Here is a 16,643-nt window from a genome sequence, read left to right as displayed (position 1 = left end):
CAGTAGTTCCTTTCACGATTTTTATTTAATATAACGTTAGTATACCCAATTTTTTTCTTTTTTTCAAAATACTTTTTCTGATCCGTGCTTTATTTATCCCGCATTAACGGGCTGTAAGACTCCCACCTCAACGGGGCAGAAAAAGCGCAGACATGTAGGTGGGAGATCAACAGCCCGTAAACGCCCGATCCGTTCGGGCCTGCACGATGCAGGTTACAAAGGCGTTGCAACAGGACGTTGCGATGTTAGCCTTTGTTCTTCTTTTCATCAGTGGGGGATGAAGAAAACCCCCACTGATTGAAGTTTCACTTTATATAGGCATGGCCATTCAGATTGAAATTTAAGTTTTGGGCTGTCACAAAGTATTCATATATTATTTTTTCGCCAATCTTTAAAAACTTTGTTACAATAGCAAAAGAAAGGCAGGGGTTCTTTATGGGTGATGTAAATATTTTTCTAGCGTTTGGAGCTGGTTTTTTAAGCTTCATTTCACCTTGCTGTTTACCGCTTTATCCGGCATTTTTATCATACATAACTGGAATGAGTGTCAATGAATTAAAAAGCGACAACGCGATGCTACAAAGACGGAGTATGCTTCACACACTCTTCTTTTTACTAGGTTTCTCTATTATTTTTATTGCGCTTGGGTTTACAAGTTCATTTATAGGGAATATTCTTTTTCAATACCAAGATTTGATTCGCCAAATAGGGGCGATTTTTATTGTCTTTTTCGGTTTAGTCGTTACTGGTATTATTCAGCCTAAATTTCTGATGACAGATCGTCGTATTGAGTTTAAAAATCGTCCGAGTGGATATGTAGGTTCGATGTTGATTGGCTTGGCATTTGCTGCAGGATGGACGCCTTGCACAGGGCCGATATTGCTATCTGTATTTACACTTGCTGCCTCAAATCCTGGGTCTGGACTGATGTATATGATCGCCTATACGCTTGGTTTTGCGATTCCTTTTTTTGTGCTTTCTTTCTTCATTGGTCGTATGAAGTGGATTCGTACGCATAGTGCAAAAATTGTGAAAATTGGCGGTTATGTCATGATCCTCATGGGGATTGTTCTATTTTTCGACTGGATGACGAAAATTATTTCGTTGTTAAGTCCTATTTTTGGAGATTTCACCGGGTTCTAACATGCATAGAGACTAAACAGAAGATAGAATAAGGGGGAACTTAAGTGGCAAGTGTTTTGATTGTGGACGATGCAAAGTTTATGAGAATGACTTTAACAGATATGCTGAAAAAATTAAATCATGAAGTAGTTGGTGAAGCTGAAAACGGCGAACAGGCAATTGAGCTGTATCGAAAGTTTCGACCAGATGTCGTGACGATGGATATTACAATGCCTGTGATGAACGGAATAGAAGCAACAAGTGAAATTAAAGCTGAATTCCCTGAAGCAAACATTATTATCTGTTCCGCTATGGGACAACAAAAAATGGTGATGGAAGCAATTGAGGCAGGAGCGAAGGATTTTGTAACCAAGCCATTTGATGAAGCACGCGTAGATGAAGCGTTAAGACGTTTGCTAGGCTAAAGCGTTTATGGTAGTCTTTACGTGTCTAAATGGTTGATGAAAATTTATTTTAGGATAAGGATTGATGAAGATGCTGTATATAGCTTCATCTGTTTTCGCTATTTTGATGGGAATCGGCGTGATTTTCATCCGAATGAAAGCCTCGAAGCAACCAACGTCAGTGAAAAAGATTATTTTACCTCCTTTTTTTATGAGTACTGGAGCGTTGATGTTTATTATTCCTGAATTCAGGGTTAGTTTAATGGAATTATTAGAAGCGATGACAGTCGGGATGTTATTTTCTATTTTATTAATTAAAACGTCTAATTTTGAGATTCGGGATGAACATATTTATTTAAAACGATCGAAAGCCTTTCCGATCATTTTAATCAGTTTGCTTATTATCCGAATTATCGGTAAAGGGATTTTAAGCGCTTCTATTGACGTTGGAGAACTTAGTGGTATGTTTTTTATTCTCGCGTTTTCAATGATTGTTCCTTGGCGGATTGCGATGTATATAAAATATCGAAAGTTAAGTCAGGAATTGGTCAAATAGTACAAAGTGGATGTTCATAAAAAAGAGGCGCCCAAATTGGGTTAGCCTCTTTTTTAGCCATGTATTAAAATAAATGTTCATATGGAGACATATCAATGTTCATTTCGGTTAGTTTTTTTCGTAAAAACTTATGGTCGCGTTTCGGTGTAGCGACGATGTATCCACGGATAACTAAATCTTGTGTTACTTCTTTGGCGTTTTCCTTTAATGTGATTTCACCAATTTTTCCGGCAATTTTATGGCGAGCCACATCGCGGAATAATTCAGGTACTGGGCTTACAAGTTCTTCGAGTAACTCCTTCTCTCGTTGCTTCCATAGATGTCTAGTTTGTTCCACATAGTATTCTTCCCAGTCCATATCAGAACGACCATCTTCTTTTGGAAAGCGTTTTAAAAATTTTCTAAACATAAAGAAGCCCCCAATAGCAAAGCTTCCCATTAAGATAACGACCCAGAATAAAATGAAATAAGAAAACCAACCTTCTAGCATTATGTAACCCCCAACTATCACTTACTTTCGTTACTATTATAGACAATTGATGGAGGTGAAACAATAGATAAACTATCGGAGTCATTTTCTAGTAGAATCCATGAAAAATATTATGGAAGAAGTGTTTTCATTTTCTTGATTTCTGTCATGATTTTTTCATAATGATCATCATCGCATGCAAATAATAAGCAGGCGGAATCAGGGATTCTATCATTTCGTTTTTGAATAATACTCATATCTCCTCGATCAGAAATAAGGTTAGCTCCTCGTTCTTCCAACCATTCATTGGCTTCTCCATATGTAGTCCAAAGGTTTTCTGATCGAATTTGTCGTAAATCATGCCCTGCTTGATCGTTTAACAATTGGAAAAATAGCTGATTGGACCCTTCTACGACAGCCGCTTTTGCCATCATGCGGGAGATTGATTCGGTAGAGAGAACAATTTCATCAATGTTCGCTTTTTCAAAACTTGCTCGATGGCTTTCTTTTCGCATTTCCGCAATCGTATGTAGTTCGATGCCGTATTTAGCTGAAAATGCCTCGATGTTGGCTGCAATCAATAGTGTATGGCCGTCAGCTAGTGTGGAATCCTGAATGTGAGAAGGAGAGAAAATAGATACGCGATGGCAATGACGAATATTCGCTTTTTCTAGCGTGCTTTCTTCCGTTAAGTCACCTTGAATATAATGCAAACGTTCATGAGTAAATGGGCATTTCCCTAACGTGTCAATAAGCACGATTTCAGCTTCTGGATAGTCAAACAAAACTGTAGAAATGGCTTCTTTTGATTTTTCCTCGCACCAGCCGATAAAAATGTAATGTCCTTTTTTATGATAGGTCAACTTTCCTTCCTCCTTATATTGTTGGTAAAGAGAAAAAAACTGAACAATTTTCCCAATTACCATCCCTAGTATACCGATGCCAAGCAAATATAGAAAAGTAATGGCGAACAAGCGTCCACTCGTTGTTTCTGGAGAATAATCGCCATATCCAACTGTCGTTACAGTGGTCATCACGTACCAGAAGCCATCAAACACAGTCGGAAAAGTATCCGGTTCTAACAATCTCATTATGAAAGCGGAGAGAAAAAGCAATCCACCCGCCCAAAAAAAGAGGTGGCGAAACCTCGTTTTTTGAACCATTCCTAACATTTTTAAAAAGAATTGCATGCAATCACCTTCTTTTAAAGAATTCATTCTTTTCAGTATACTATATTATTCTTTGACGTTTGCATTCATATAAGAATTCGTTACTATTAAATATATAGACTATGACAGAGGTGAGATAAGTGAAATTTATTCATACAGCGGACTGGCATTTAGGCAAGCTCGTTCATGGAGTATATATGACAGCTGAACAGAGGGAAGTACTTCGACAATTTGTCGAAATGGTTGAACAAGAAAAACCGGACGCTGTTGTCATTGCAGGTGATTTATATGACCGTTCGGTTCCGCCTACAGAAGCCGTCGAGCTACTAAATGAGGTTATGTTTCAAATCAATGTCGAGCTTGAGACACCAGTTGTGGCGATTGCTGGAAATCATGACAGTGCCGAGCGGTTATCTTTCGGTGCTTCATGGTTTAAGCAGAGCAATTTTTATTTAAAGGGGAAGCTTGATCAAGACTTCGCACCTGTATCGATTAACGGCGTGAATTTTTACTGTGTTCCTTATGCAGAGCCTGGAGTCGTTCGCGAGTTATTAGGTAATGACTCGATTCATTCTCATCAAGAAGCAATGAAAGCGATCATCGGAAAAATAGAAGAAGAGATGAATAAAGATGAGATCAATGTATTTGTTGGGCATACATTTGTTCTTGGTGGTCAAACGAGTGATTCCGAACGAACGTTATCTGTCGGCGGCTCAGGCTGTGTGAGTATTGATTTGTTTGAGCCTTTTGATTATACAGCTCTTGGGCATTTACATAGTCCCGATGCGATTCGCCATGATACGGTTCGCTATTCAGGATCTCTATTAAAATACTCGTTCTCGGAAGCTAAACAGCGAAAAAGTATTTCAATTGTTGAGGTTACAGATGGTGGAAAAGTGACGATTGAAGAGCGAACGCTCATTCCAACAAGAGATATGCGCGAAATAGAAGGGACGCTGGAAGAATTACTAGATCCAAGTCGCATTCAAACCGAACAAGTAGAAGACTATTTAAAAGTCACCTTGCTCGACAAAGGTGCATTAATTGATCCGATGAATAAATTAAGACAAGTATATCCGAATGTGTTACATCTTGATCGGAAAATCGAACTTACGGATCAAAAAAAGAAACAAAATTATACATCGGTACGTGATGAGAAGAAAACTGAACTAGATCTCTTTTCTGACTTTTACACACAAATGACGACGGAGCCATTTACGTTAGATAAGAGAGAAGTAATGGAGAAAACGATCCAGGAAGTCAAATTGGAGGTCGAGCAAAAATGAAGCCGTTAAAACTAACGATGCAAGCATTTGGTCCATATGCCAAAACAGAAGTCATCGATTTTGGTCAGCTTGAAAATCATACGATGTTTGTGATTTCTGGTCGAACAGGTTCGGGGAAGACGACGATCTTTGACGGGATTAGCTTTGCGATTTATGGGAGAGCGAGCGGTGAGGGGCGAACAGGTGCCGAGCTTCGGAGCCATTTTGCCAGCGATGACATGTTAACAGAAGTGATGCTTCAATTTTCATTAAAGGGTCATACATATGAAATTCATCGTTCCCCTCAACAAGAAAAAAAGAAAGAACGCGGGGATGGTTATCGAACGGTAACGGCAAAAGCGGAGCTATATGAGTGGACAAATGATGGAGAAAAAAAGCTGCTAGCAGCCAATGTGCGAGATGTAGATGAAAAAATTAAAGAAATCGTTCAATTAGACGCTAATCAATTTCGCCAAATATTAATGATTCCTCAAGGAGAGTTTAGAAAGTTACTCGTTTCTGATAGCAAAGATAAAGAACAAATACTGCAACGACTATTCCACACACAATTTTACAAAAAGATTGAAGAAAAATTAAAGATAGAAGCCAATGCTTTAAAACAGAAAGTGCAATCGGGTGCTGAGGAACGAACGCAGCTATTAAAAAGTATTCAATCACCTTCCGAAGAAATGGTTCAATTACTCGAAGCGGCACCTGTAAATGAAGCAGCTGTACTTACTCAGCTTGCAAAAGATATCGAAGACTTGACGGCTCAATCGAAGCATATTCAACAAACTCTTTCAAAGCAGAGCGATTTACGTGATGAATGGAATAAAAAGCTCGATCAAGCAGAGCGAATCACGATTCAGATCGAGAAAAAAGAGCAGCTAGACAAACAGTTACAACAATTGCATGCTAGGCAAGAGGAGATTGTACATAAACAAGAAGAAATCATTTGGGCTGAAAAAGCGACGAAGCTTGAGCAACAAGAGAAAGAGTGTAAGGCGTTAAAGAGTGAACTCGATCGGCTTCATGAAAGAATTGAACAGACGAAAAAAGAATTAGCTTTACAGCAGGAAGCGTATATTCAAGCAGAAAAAGTATGGGAAGCGGAGAAGTCAAAAGAGGACGAACGACATCAGGCGACTGAGGAAGTCAGTAAATTAAATGCGATGAAAGAAGCCGTTTACTCACTGGATGACGAGCAACAGCAGCTAGAGCAATGGAAGATACAAACGAAGCAATTAGAAGATCATCGTTTGCAGTTATCTGATCGTTTAGAAGAAATCGAACGTCAAATGGATCAAGTGGAAGCGGAGCTCTCTTCTGTAGATCAGTGGCAAAATCAGCTGTATCAAGAAGAAATGAAGCTTACAAAAGTAAACAGTCATATTCAGCTGCGTCATGAAATAGCAACGAAACAAACGGATATTGTACTATTGCAACAACAGCATCGTGAGTTCAAGGAGCAAGAGGAAGGAAAAAATGCGCAGCTTCTTCAAGCGCGGGCTACTTTAGGAGCGTTAGAGTCCGGTTGGAATAAGCATCAAGCGGGGATATTAGCTGCGACATTAATACATGGAGAAGCTTGTTCGGTTTGTGGTTCTACTGATCATCCACATCCTGCTTCAGAAGTGTTAGACGGACCTGCGAAAGAGGACATACAATTGGCGAAAGCGGAGCTAGAAAGGTTAGAACATGAGCATCGTCAAATAGAAAAGAACAAAATGGAGAAGCAAACCCGCCTTGAACTTAGTATGGAAGCGTTAGAGAAGCTCGAACAAGAAGCTCAAGCAAGTGGGTTAACTAATGACTTCACAACCCACGAGTTATTAGAGCAAAAGCAAGCGAGTGAAGCGATCATTCAAGAAGCCAAGGAAAGACTGAAATTAAAAACAAAATGGATGGAAACGAAGGACACGTTGAGACAATCGAAACGAAAGCTTCAAGACGAGGTCAACGAGCTGAACACGAAGGCAAGTCACGCTCAAGAACGATTTGTCACAAAGCGTGCAGAAGTGGAGCAGTTATTGAAAAATATCCCTGTTGCTATTCGGCAGAAAACAACTTTTGATCAAGCACTCCAGCAGGCGGAAAAAAGGAAACAACAATTGCTTGACCAATTCGACCAAGCATCGAGGCAAAAACAGTTACAAGAAAAAAGTGTCGCGACAGTGGCCGCTACTCTTCAAGAAGTGAAATATATGCATAAGGGTAAACAGGAGCAGTTAGAAAAAGAGCGCAATGTGTTTTTAGAGTTAATGAATCAGTATCAATTTAAGGATTATAAGCAATATGAAAGTAGTAAGCGGTCGGAAGTAGCCGTTAAGCAAATACAGCAAGAGATTATGACGTACAATGAGGATTTACGATCTGTCTCAGATAGAAGGCAAGAACTCATCCAACTATTAGAAGGTGTTGAGAAGCCGGATTTGGAGCGAATAAAGGAGGAGTTAGCATCGATCACGAAACAAATCACTGCCGAGCAAGAGAGATGGGCTACGACAGCTGCTCTCATTCGTGATTGTCAGCGAATTAAAGAACGAGCAGAGGAACTAAACGTAGATTTAAAGGAATTAGAGGAGAAATATCAATTAATAGGTCACCTGTATGACATGGTGCATGGAAACAATGTTCATAAGTTAACATTTGAAAGATACGTACTCGCCTCATTTTTAGATGATATTTTAGCGGTGGCTAATGAGCGACTCGTCAAAATGACCGCGGGGCGTTATCATTTACTTCGAAAAACGGACCGAGCGAAAGGCAACGCGCAAAGTGGCCTTGAATTATTAGTGTTTGATCAATATACAGGACAAGAACGTCACGTCAAAACATTATCTGGTGGAGAAAGTTTTAAAGCCTCTTTAGCTTTAGCACTCGGTTTGGCAGAAGTGGTTCAACAATATGCAGGTGGTGTATCGTTAGAAACGATGTTTATTGATGAAGGGTTTGGTACGCTCGATCAAGAATCGCTCGATCAAGCAATTGAAGCATTAATGGACATTCAAAGCAGTGGTCGATTAGTAGGGGTTATTTCTCATGTTCCAGAGTTGAAAGAAAGAATCGAAGCGCGTTTAGAAGTCATTTCTACTCAAAGTGGAAGCTACACGGAGTTTCAATTTTTCGGGTAACATCATTTGAAATTGGGAGCGTTGCGGAACTGCACACCTTTTGAAGCTGGTACATATTTTCTAATATGAGCATATAATCATATATATAATTTGGAAAATATGTTATCATCAACTTAAATGACGTTCAAGAAAAGGGGTGCCTTTTATGGCAGAGTATCGATTAAAAGGTCTTTCATGTGCGAATTGTGCTCGCGAAATGGAAGGAGAAATACAAAAACTTCCACATGGGGGAGAGGCGAAAATATATTTTAACTCAGGTAAGCTGTCTGTCCCAGAAGAGGTTGATTTATCGAATGTCGAAAAGATATTAGCTACAGATGGAGCGGCGATTATTAAAGAACAGGATGATTCTGATGAAGAAGGGCATCATCACGCAGAGGGCCATAGTGGTCCGAACTGGAAAGTGTTAATCTCTCTTTCGACGATCTTGTTTATTTCTGCTTTTCTGCTTGAAGATTACTTGCATGTAGCTGTCATTGTGTCGCTGTACGTAGTGGCAACAGCAATTAGTGGTTACCAGACGTTCATCAAAGGAATGAAAAACCTTTTTCGTTTAAAATTCAATATTGATACGTTAATGACGGTGGCTTTAATTGGTGCATTTAGCATTGGAGAGTGGCGAGAAGGCACGTTGGTAGCGATTCTTTTTGGATTAAATGAATATTTAGAAGGGCTAGGGATGGAGAAGGCGAGACGATCGATGGCAGCTTTATTGCAAGTGGCGCCGAAAGAAGCGGTCTTGATCGATGAAGGACAGGAGAAAGTCGTTCCTATTTCTTCCTTGAAAATTGGAGATATCGTTCTAGTGAAGGCGGGAGAAAAAATTCCTTCTGACGGGAAAGTGATCGAAGGAAAAAGTTCAGTTAATGAAGCAGCGATTACGGGTGAATCCATGCCTGTTGATAAACAAATTGGAGACGATGTCTTTGGCGGTAGCGTCAATAATGAAGGCCTATTAAAGATAGAGATTATAAAGGCTTACGAAGATTCTTCGTTGGCGAAAATTTTACATCTTGTTGAAGAAGCGCAAGAAACAAAAACGCCTACTGAACTGTTCATTAATCAATTTGCTAAATATTATACTCCTGCCATTATGCTGATCTCCGTTTTTGTGATGATCATACCCCCACTTCTATTCGGAAATGATTGGGGAGCGTCATTTTATCAAGGATTAGCAGTCTTAATTGTTGGTTGTCCGTGTGCATTAATCTTATCTTCTCCAATCGCGATTGTATCTGGAATCACAAGAAATGCCAGAAATGGTATACTTGTAAAAGGTGGAGTCCACTTAGAGCAGCTAGGAAAAGTAGAGACGATAGCTTTTGATAAAACGGGAACGTTAACAAAGGGTGAGCCTCATGTGGAACAAACAATTGTCTATGAACCGAATTTTTATCAAGTGGCTGGAGCTATTGAGAAAAATTCTTCCCATCCGTTAGCGGTTGCTGTCGTAAAAGAAGTGGCCAAGAATGAGCAGGAAATAGAGCAAGCAACGGACGTTCAAACAATTGTTGGTCAAGGTGTTTCGGCCCGAATGAATGAAAAAAACTACTATTTAGGAAATGAAAACAGTTTGTCGCATCTGACATTGTCGAATAAGGTGAAAGAGGATATCACACAACTAAAAGAAAGTGGATATACGTTAGTAGCAGTGGCTGATGAAGAAAAAGTACTTGGCTTATTTGGTGTTTCAGATCAAATTCGTCCAGAAGCCCACCAATTAATGAAACGACTTCAAGAAAGCGGGATTAAGCAAACGGTTATGCTGACGGGCGATCATCACAAATCGGCTGAAAAGGTTGCAGCAGCCATCGGTCTAACGGATTATTATGCAGGATTACTGCCAGATGAAAAGGTGAAAAAAATCAAAGAGTTAACCGAAACGTCTACGACAGCGATGGTAGGTGACGGCATTAACGATGCACCCGCATTGGCGACAGCAAATCTTGGCATTGCGATGGGAAAAGGAACGGACAGTGCGATTGAAACAGCCGATATAGTGTTAATGCAAGACCATCTAGGCAAACTGCCTTCCGCTATTTCCATTAGCCAAAGAGTGAACCGAATTATTAAGGTGAATATTATGTTAGCTCTTGGCTTAAAATTAATCGCCTTATTGCTAACAATCCCAGGACTACTCACCCTTTGGATTGCGATTTTATCTGACATGGGGGCGACGATTATCGTCACGCTCATTAGCTTAACAATTTTGATCGAAAAGAAACGAGAAAAAGTTGAATATATGAAAATTAATTGAAGAAAAAAGGAATCTTCCTTCCTTTTTTTCATACACGTTCATAAATTGTTCAGATTCATTCACTCTATTCAGTTGAGAAATTGAATGAGATACCATACCATTGAACTATCACACCTTACATGCATGTAGGAGGGAATTTATTTGAAGTTATCTCGTTTAATTGTAATTATGATTATCACATCACTCGTATTTATCACTGGATGTAGCAACAGCGACTTCCAAGGAAATATGGATGTGAAAATGCAAGACTTTACTCATGTCAATCAAGACAATAAAGAAGTGAGCCTTAAAGATTTAAAGGGCACCGTGTGGATTGCTGACCTCATCTTTACAAACTGTACAACAGTTTGCCAGCCAATGACAAAGAATATGTCTGATCTGCAAAAAATGTTGAAAGAAAAAGGTATTGAAGATTATCGTATCGTTTCTTTTAGTGTTGATCCTAAAAATGATACACCTGAAAAAATGAAAGAATATATTTCTTATTTTGATGTTGATGAAAGTAAATGGGATTTGTTAACAGGTTATGATGATGAATACATTAAAGAGTTTGCAGAGAAGAATCTTCAAACTCTAGCGATCCCAGAACCTAATTCCGATCAAATTATGCACGGAACAAGCTTTTATTTAATTAATAAAGAAGGAACCGTTGTGAAAAGCTATAGCGGCAACGAAGATGTGCCATTTGATGAAATTGTGCTAGATATGGAACAACTAATAAAGGAATAAAAAAGCGGCTGTCTAACGATCCTATGTTTAGACAGCCATTTTCTTTTTTTAAAAATAAAAACAAGACTTGACTTTAATAAAATTAACAAAAAATTCACATATTTAAATTGAAATCCATGCTTGTATTGTGTAATATTAGACTACAGAGACTATTCTGAAAAATTATCCGAGGGGTGAATGCTATGAATTATGGCGTATATAAGTTTGGCTCTTTTAACAAAATTAAGTGTGATTGTGGATGGGAAGGTGTTCGTGCTGATTTGCGAAAAGCGTTAGTCGTTCTTGAGGAAACAAAGTGCGGAACGATCTTTGATGCAGAAGATGTATATGTTTGTCCGAATTGTGATTCGAGAAAATATTAATTACCTCCTATAGCCTTCAAAATTTTTTCCTACTTGCCTACAGTCAATTTTGATCGTCTGCAAACTTTAAAACCTTTCAGCTAATTTATAAAACCAAAAAGGAAGTGTCCCAATTAAAGCGGACACTTCCTTTTTTTTTGGCTTTGTTAAACAATGATGTTGTATAATAAATAAACAATGGAGGGGAATGATGATGAAACAAATGAGAGGCCATCATCTTCTATGTGTTCACGGATTTAGAGGAATGGGGTATAGTAAAGAATTTATTGAGACGATGACAGAAATTGTTGATGATATAAGAGATGAGCAAAAAGATTTCATGATTCGAGTGGTGGTCGGATTTGATGAAGCTTGTTTTTCTTGCCCTAATAAAGGAGATACGATATGTGAAGCATCACCAACATCACAACAACATGTAACAACTCTTGATAAAAATGTCATTCGTCATTTGGGGTTGGGGAAAAATGGGGTATATCGCAAATCTGATATAATGAGACGAACAGCGGAAAGAGTGGATCCAGAAGATCTAGACTTTCTTTGTGAGGGGTGTTCTTGGCTCAGTGCTGGTGTATGTAAAGAAGGGGTTCGTCAGTTGAAGGAGAAAAGTGAGTGACTTCGATAAAAATGACTTATAATATTTCTTGTATGAAGTTAATGGAGGAACAACATTTATATGGCAAATGCAACAGGGAATTATTTTGCAAATGATTATGAATCGATTGAAGTGTTAGCTGATCGGATTAGTGAGGAGTTGGAATGTCCGATTACGATAGAAGATGCGAGCCATCGCATTATTGCTTATAGTAAACATGAAGATGAAGTCGATTCGGTGAGGATTGCGACTATCATGGCGCGGCGAGTGCCAGAGCATGTCATCAATAGTTTATGGAAAAGTGGAGCGATTCCGAAGTTGTTTGAAACGGAGGAACCCGTCATTATTCCACGGATTGAACAGGTATCATTAGGAGAACGAGTAGCAATTTCTGTCCGTCAACAAAACCAAGTAGTTGGTTTTATTTGGGCTCACCCTAAAAAAAGCTTTACCGATGAAAAATTAATAATTTTACAAGAAGCTGCCAAGGCAGTGAAAAATCAATTGCTTCAACATCAAAAGAAGAAAAAAGAAACGGAGAAAAGCTATCAAGAATTTTTTTGGAAGCTATTGACGGGTCACTTTTCAAGATTAAAAGAAATAGAAGTGATGAATGAGCACCATCATTTACAGTTAAAAGGTCCGTTTGCGGTGATTATTTTCGATTTTCCTCAACCGATCAATCAGTCCGTTGAGCGCCAAACGGATTATTTAGTAGAAACGATTCAACAGTTCCCGATCGTGGCTAGAACGTTTGATAATACCCAATTAATTTTATTGGCGAAAATATCTGAAAAAGATCATGCGAGTAGTTTAGAGGCTTTTATCGACAGTTTCATTTCAAAAATCAATGAGCGTCAACAAATTGATGGTATCACAGTAGGGGTTGGTGCTGTGGCTGATCAGCCATTACGTATTTGTCGAAGCTATCAAGAAGCATTATTTGTATTAAAAATTAAGAATCAATTCCCGAAGGTTACAAATTCGCTTTGTTGTTATGAAAAGCTAGGGGTGTTTCAGTTTATTGAAGACTTAGCGGCTATTCGAAAACAAACCGGATTTCAAAATCCGATGATTACGAAACTAATGAAATATGATCGCGATCATCATTCGAATATGCAAGAGACGATGTTTGTCTTTTTGCAACATGATGGCAATATGAACGAAGCAGCGAAAGCGTTGCATATACACGCGAATACATTAGCTTATCGGTTAAAAAGAATTTCAGAAATCGCTGACATTAATTTGAAAGATGCGAACCAAAAGATTACTCTCTATTTAGACTTATTGATTGAAAAATTAGAAGAAACAGATTTGTAAGAATTCACAAAAATATCTCCCTGATTTTTTTGTTTATAATGATGAAATGTTTAGAAAATTGTCATACTATAGACATATAATAAAAAACAGGGAGATGGTCATCATGATTATTGGGATTCCTAAAGAAATAAAAAATAATGAAAACCGCGTAGCGATTACTCCTGCAGGCGTTAGCACGTTAGTTCGCGCAGGTCATAAAGTGTTGATAGAGAAAGACGCAGGATTTGGAAGCGGTTTCACGAATGAAGAGTATCAAGCATTTGGAGCAGAACTTATTGATTCAGCTACTGATGTTTGGGGTCAAGCAGAAATGGTTATTAAAGTAAAAGAGCCACTTGAATCAGAGTATCAATATTTCCGTAAAGATTTGCTTCTTTTCACTTATTTGCATTTAGCGGCAGAGCCATCTCTTACAAAAGCTCTTGTTGATCATGGAGTGACAGGAATTGCTTATGAAACGGTGTCAGTGAATCGTACGCTCCCTCTTCTTTCACCGATGAGTGAAGTGGCAGGTCGTATGGCCGCTCAAATTGGTGCACAATTTTTAGAGAAGAATAAAGGTGGTAAAGGGGTTCTTCTTGGTGGAGTACCTGGAGTAAGAAAAAGTAAAGTAACTGTTATCGGTGGTGGAATGGTAGGAACAAACGCTGCCAAGATCGCTTCTGGATTGGGGGCAGATGTCACCATTATTGACTTGAGTGCAGATCGTCTACGTCAATTAGAAGATATTTTTGGATCAAGTGTGCAAACGTTAATGTCTAACCCACTCAATATTGCTGAAGCAGTGAAAGAATCAGACCTTGTGATTGGAGCGGTATTAATTCCAGGAGCAAAAGCACCGAAGCTGGTTACAGAAGAAATGGTGAAAGCAATGTCACCGGGATCTGTCGTTGTTGACGTAGCGATTGACCAAGGTGGTATCTTTGAAACAGTTGATCATATTACAACGCATGATCATCCAACATATGAAAAACACGGCGTTGTTCATTACGCTGTTGCCAATATGCCAGGAGCTGTTCCGCGTACATCAACAGTCGCTTTAACGAATGTGACGATTCCATATGCTCTCCAAATTGCTAATAAAGGATTTGAAAAGGCAATTGCTGATAATCCTGCCTTAAAATTAGGTGTAAATACATTGAAGGGCTTTGTTACTTATGAAGCTGTAGCAACTGATTTAGGTTACGAGTGTAAATCAGTGGATGAGTTAATCTGAATTATAAAGTCCAGGTATTTTCCATATCGGAAAGACCTGGATTTTTTTATGCTTTCAGTTTATATTTTGCGAAAATCACAAAACTTTTCTGCTTATTCAACCGTATATATAGACGAGTGATGAAGTTCGTATGAAAGCTTGAGTACATATGTTTATTAAAATAGTGAGGGAGGGTAAAGAAACTTATGAACAAATCTACCTTACAATTAATACGCTTAGTAATGATTTTAGTCGGTTGTTTATTTTTGTTAGCGGGAAGCTTCTTTTATCAACAGCATAAACAACAAAAAGAAAAAATACTTTATGCAAGAAAAATGCAGAAAATCTATCTGTTGATGAAGGAACACTCAATAGCTACGCAAAAAATGATGGCGAATCAGTCCGAATGGCGAGCTACTTTAAGTGTTCAAAACGAAGAAGTCGTTAAAACTATGGAGGATGAAATGGAAACATGTCAGGTAATGCTGTCTGAATTGCCTGCTCCGCCCGAGTCGATGCTTAAGGAATATTCGGCCTTACTTGATGTTCACATTGCGTATAAGCAGTATATGAACTTAGCTATTGATTTGCAGGAAGTATCTAGTTCTTTCGTTAATACAGAAAAAAAGTTAAAAAGTGAACTGAACAATCGCTTAAGCGATTTTGATGAAATGACTCATGATCAACAAGAGGAGAAGGGCTAAAATGAGATGGGGTCATATCAATTTTCAATTAGGCTTCTCCGCTAACCTCTAGTTAGCAGAGAAGCGAAAGGAGTTGACTCTTAGCCTTTATACCCTGTGTTGGCCTTGACGGTTACTTCAGCAAACTTACGGGTATCGGCTTTCGCAGAAGACAGTACGGTGGCAATATATCCAGCAATGAAACCAGCGGGAACGGACACAATCGCTGGATTGGTTAAGCGAGCAGCTAACATTTGCTGTTTTTCTGTGATATTTCCTTTCTTAATAATTTCTCCGTAAATATCGTGAGCAAACGCTGATGCTCCTGATAACACTAGTCCGGCTACAACAGCGAGGATTGTTGCAAAAGCTACGGCTGATACAAAGGACATCAGCATGTCCCCACCAAGTGCTTGGGCAAGTAGAGGTGCGGCCATATTCCCTGCCGAGTTGGCTGCAATAATATTATCAGAACCAACAAAAGCGGCTGCTCCAAATCCTAAGAAGATCGTTAAAATATAGAAAATCCCGACAATCCAAGTAGCTACCACGACAGAGCTTCTGGCTGTTTTCGCATCTTTTACCGTAAAGAAACGCATCAATATATGTGGCAATCCTGCTGTACCGAGAACGAGAGCAATCGTGATCGACATCGTGTCGATTGGATTCTTATATTTTACTCCAGGATGTAAAAAGCTTTCGCCAAGTGGAGTAGCAGTTTTCATCTGTGAGAACATCTCAAAAATATTAAAGTTGAATTTAGCTAAAACGAGAAAAGAAATAATAACCGTTCCAATTATAAGTAGCACGGCTTTCACAATTTGCACCCAGCTAGTGGCTGTCATTCCCTTGCCATATGATCAAATTGATTTGCTTTTTTGACATATAGCATACATAGCACCCACGTCATAATAAATTGAGCAAAAGCAAATAACCAAACCCAGGAAATGGAGCCGATCGCAGAGACATTTAACATAATCCGAGAGAAGTCCTCTTCCTCAAGGAGCGTGAAGGGCATAGTCCGACGAGTAGGGAGGGGATGAATCTCGGTTAGGGACAGCCGAAAAGCGTTTGGTGGAGGACCTCTCGAAATTTGTCGAAAGAAAAAAGGATGGAATTTTCCATTTGTTATTGATGGGAACGTATATTCTTTTTATAATGATGACAAGGGAGGGTGATCTCATGTATCGAACGTTGAAAACGGGCTTTACGGCGCCACAGTCCACGCTTCAACAGTTGTTTCACTTACGTCGAATTTGCGGAACGATTTGGAATGACTGCGTGCAACTGGCTCAGTATTATTACCGGATCTATGGCAAGTGGATCAACAAAAGTGACCTTCAATCTGAACTCAAAGGCTTGTATCCTCTTCACAGTCAGACGATC

Annotated in this window: 15 protein-coding genes and 2 pseudogenes; 13 read left to right on the top strand and 4 right to left on the bottom strand. The window is 39.0% G+C overall.

Annotated features, from left to right (window positions below; translation table 11 throughout):
• The first annotated feature begins 435 nt into the window (after window positions 1-435).
• From CEF22_RS11385 to CEF22_RS11375, 3 genes are all read left to right on the top strand, one after another.
• Window positions 436-1,143, top strand: coding sequence for a cytochrome c biogenesis CcdA family protein (locus tag CEF22_RS11385; protein WP_100402975.1), 708 nt, complete (start codon window positions 436-438; stop codon window positions 1,141-1,143).
• A 44-nt stretch (window positions 1,144-1,187) separates the two neighbouring features.
• The gene (locus CEF22_RS11380; RefSeq protein ID WP_100402974.1) at window positions 1,188-1,547 is read left to right on the top strand and encodes a response regulator; all 360 of its coding nucleotides are present in this window, start codon (window positions 1,188-1,190) and stop codon (window positions 1,545-1,547) included.
• Window positions 1,548-1,617: 70 nt separating this feature from the next.
• Complete coding sequence (locus tag CEF22_RS11375) at window positions 1,618-2,082, top strand: CcdC family protein (RefSeq protein WP_442857407.1); 465 nt, start codon at window positions 1,618-1,620, stop codon at window positions 2,080-2,082.
• 64 nt (window positions 2,083-2,146) lie between these two features.
• Here the strand turns inward: CEF22_RS11375 and CEF22_RS11370 are convergent, their stop codons facing one another.
• Both CEF22_RS11370 and CEF22_RS11365 read right to left on the bottom strand, forming a co-directional pair.
• A complete protein-coding gene (locus CEF22_RS11370; RefSeq protein WP_100402973.1) occupies window positions 2,147-2,572 on the bottom strand; it encodes a DUF2621 domain-containing protein in 426 nt (141 codons plus the stop codon).
• 110 nt (window positions 2,573-2,682) lie between these two features.
• Window positions 2,683-3,741 (bottom strand): potassium channel family protein, encoded by a 1,059-nt coding sequence (locus tag CEF22_RS11365; protein WP_198508064.1) that lies wholly within the window; start codon window positions 3,739-3,741, stop codon window positions 2,683-2,685.
• Window positions 3,742-3,860: 119 nt separating this feature from the next.
• Between CEF22_RS11365 and CEF22_RS11360 the strand changes: the two genes are divergently transcribed.
• The 9 genes from CEF22_RS11360 to CEF22_RS11320 all read left to right on the top strand — a co-directional run bounded on the left by CEF22_RS11360 (window position 3,861) and on the right by CEF22_RS11320 (window position 15,278).
• The gene (locus tag CEF22_RS11360; protein WP_100402971.1) at window positions 3,861-5,006 is read left to right on the top strand and encodes an exonuclease SbcCD subunit D; all 1,146 of its coding nucleotides are present in this window, start codon (window positions 3,861-3,863) and stop codon (window positions 5,004-5,006) included.
• On the top strand, window positions 5,003-8,119 hold the full coding sequence (locus tag CEF22_RS11355; RefSeq protein WP_100402970.1) for an AAA family ATPase: 3,117 nt from the start codon (window positions 5,003-5,005) through the stop codon (window positions 8,117-8,119). The genes CEF22_RS11360 and CEF22_RS11355 overlap by 4 nt, the downstream gene beginning before the upstream one ends.
• 145 nt (window positions 8,120-8,264) lie before the next feature.
• Entirely contained in the window at window positions 8,265-10,376 is a 2,112-nt protein-coding gene (locus tag CEF22_RS11350) for a heavy metal translocating P-type ATPase (RefSeq protein ID WP_100402969.1), read from the top strand.
• Window positions 10,377-10,517: 141 nt separating this feature from the next.
• Window positions 10,518-11,105, top strand: a complete 588-nt coding sequence (locus CEF22_RS11345; protein WP_100402968.1) for an SCO family protein — start codon at window positions 10,518-10,520, stop codon at window positions 11,103-11,105.
• Window positions 11,106-11,287: 182 nt separating this feature from the next.
• Complete coding sequence (locus CEF22_RS11340; RefSeq protein WP_095479334.1) at window positions 11,288-11,467, top strand: hypothetical protein; 180 nt, start codon at window positions 11,288-11,290, stop codon at window positions 11,465-11,467.
• A 190-nt stretch (window positions 11,468-11,657) separates the two neighbouring features.
• On the top strand, window positions 11,658-12,080 hold the full coding sequence (locus CEF22_RS11335; protein ID WP_442857368.1) for a DUF1284 domain-containing protein: 423 nt from the start codon (window positions 11,658-11,660) through the stop codon (window positions 12,078-12,080).
• A 60-nt stretch (window positions 12,081-12,140) separates the two neighbouring features.
• Window positions 12,141-13,379 (top strand): PucR family transcriptional regulator, encoded by a 1,239-nt coding sequence (locus tag CEF22_RS11330; protein ID WP_100402966.1) that lies wholly within the window; start codon window positions 12,141-12,143, stop codon window positions 13,377-13,379.
• A gap of 103 nt (window positions 13,380-13,482) precedes the next feature.
• Window positions 13,483-14,595 carry an alanine dehydrogenase gene (gene ald / locus CEF22_RS11325; protein ID WP_100402965.1) on the top strand — a complete coding sequence of 371 codons (1,113 nt, stop codon included), beginning with the start codon at window positions 13,483-13,485 and terminating at the stop codon, window positions 14,593-14,595.
• Window positions 14,596-14,780: 185 nt separating this feature from the next.
• Window positions 14,781-15,278, top strand: coding sequence for a hypothetical protein (locus tag CEF22_RS11320; protein WP_100402964.1), 498 nt, complete (start codon window positions 14,781-14,783; stop codon window positions 15,276-15,278).
• An 80-nt stretch (window positions 15,279-15,358) separates the two neighbouring features.
• Here CEF22_RS11320 and CEF22_RS11315 read toward each other — a convergent pair.
• Together CEF22_RS11315 and CEF22_RS11310 are read right to left on the bottom strand one after the other, a co-directional pair.
• A pseudogene (locus tag CEF22_RS11315) lies at window positions 15,359-16,105 on the bottom strand (solute symporter family protein); the annotation flags it as partial.
• A complete protein-coding gene (locus tag CEF22_RS11310) occupies window positions 16,099-16,233 on the bottom strand; it encodes a DUF485 domain-containing protein (protein WP_442857367.1) in 135 nt (44 codons plus the stop codon). The gene CEF22_RS11310 and the pseudogene CEF22_RS11315, both read right to left, overlap by 7 nt.
• Window positions 16,234-16,439: 206 nt before the next feature.
• On the opposite strand from CEF22_RS11310, the pseudogene CEF22_RS18530 reads away from it, so the two are divergent.
• Window positions 16,440-16,643: pseudogene (locus CEF22_RS18530) on the top strand (RNA-guided endonuclease InsQ/TnpB family protein); the annotation flags it as partial.

Origin of the sequence: Bacillus sp. FJAT-42315 (assembly GCF_002797375.1) — a bacterium.
Taxonomy (GTDB): domain Bacteria; phylum Bacillota; class Bacilli; order Bacillales; family Domibacillaceae; genus Bacillus_CE.
The sequence above is the reverse complement of the archived record's forward strand: the minus strand, read 5'-3'. Positions and strand labels throughout refer to the sequence as shown.

What these genes read in the sequence shown, in the direction of transcription:
- CEF22_RS11310 (WP_442857367.1), bottom strand. Translation starts at nt 16,233, where the DNA reads ATGTTAAATGTCTCTGCGATCGGCTCCATTTCCTGGGTTTGGTTATTT.
- CEF22_RS11355 (WP_100402970.1), top strand. Translation starts at nt 5,003, where the DNA reads ATGAAGCCGTTAAAACTAACGATGCAAGCATTTGGTCCATATGCCAAA.
- CEF22_RS11320 (WP_100402964.1), top strand. Translation starts at nt 14,781, where the DNA reads ATGAACAAATCTACCTTACAATTAATACGCTTAGTAATGATTTTAGTC.
- CEF22_RS11340 (WP_095479334.1), top strand. Translation starts at nt 11,288, where the DNA reads ATGAATTATGGCGTATATAAGTTTGGCTCTTTTAACAAAATTAAGTGT.
- CEF22_RS11370 (WP_100402973.1), bottom strand. Translation starts at nt 2,572, where the DNA reads ATGCTAGAAGGTTGGTTTTCTTATTTCATTTTATTCTGGGTCGTTATC.
- CEF22_RS11330 (WP_100402966.1), top strand. Translation starts at nt 12,141, where the DNA reads ATGGCAAATGCAACAGGGAATTATTTTGCAAATGATTATGAATCGATT.
- CEF22_RS11385 (WP_100402975.1), top strand. Translation starts at nt 436, where the DNA reads ATGGGTGATGTAAATATTTTTCTAGCGTTTGGAGCTGGTTTTTTAAGC.
- CEF22_RS11375 (WP_442857407.1), top strand. Translation starts at nt 1,618, where the DNA reads ATGCTGTATATAGCTTCATCTGTTTTCGCTATTTTGATGGGAATCGGC.
- CEF22_RS11350 (WP_100402969.1), top strand. Translation starts at nt 8,265, where the DNA reads ATGGCAGAGTATCGATTAAAAGGTCTTTCATGTGCGAATTGTGCTCGC.
- ald (WP_100402965.1), top strand. Translation starts at nt 13,483, where the DNA reads ATGATTATTGGGATTCCTAAAGAAATAAAAAATAATGAAAACCGCGTA.
- CEF22_RS11365 (WP_198508064.1), bottom strand. Translation starts at nt 3,741, where the DNA reads ATGCAATTCTTTTTAAAAATGTTAGGAATGGTTCAAAAAACGAGGTTT.
- CEF22_RS11335 (WP_442857368.1), top strand. Translation starts at nt 11,658, where the DNA reads ATGATGAAACAAATGAGAGGCCATCATCTTCTATGTGTTCACGGATTT.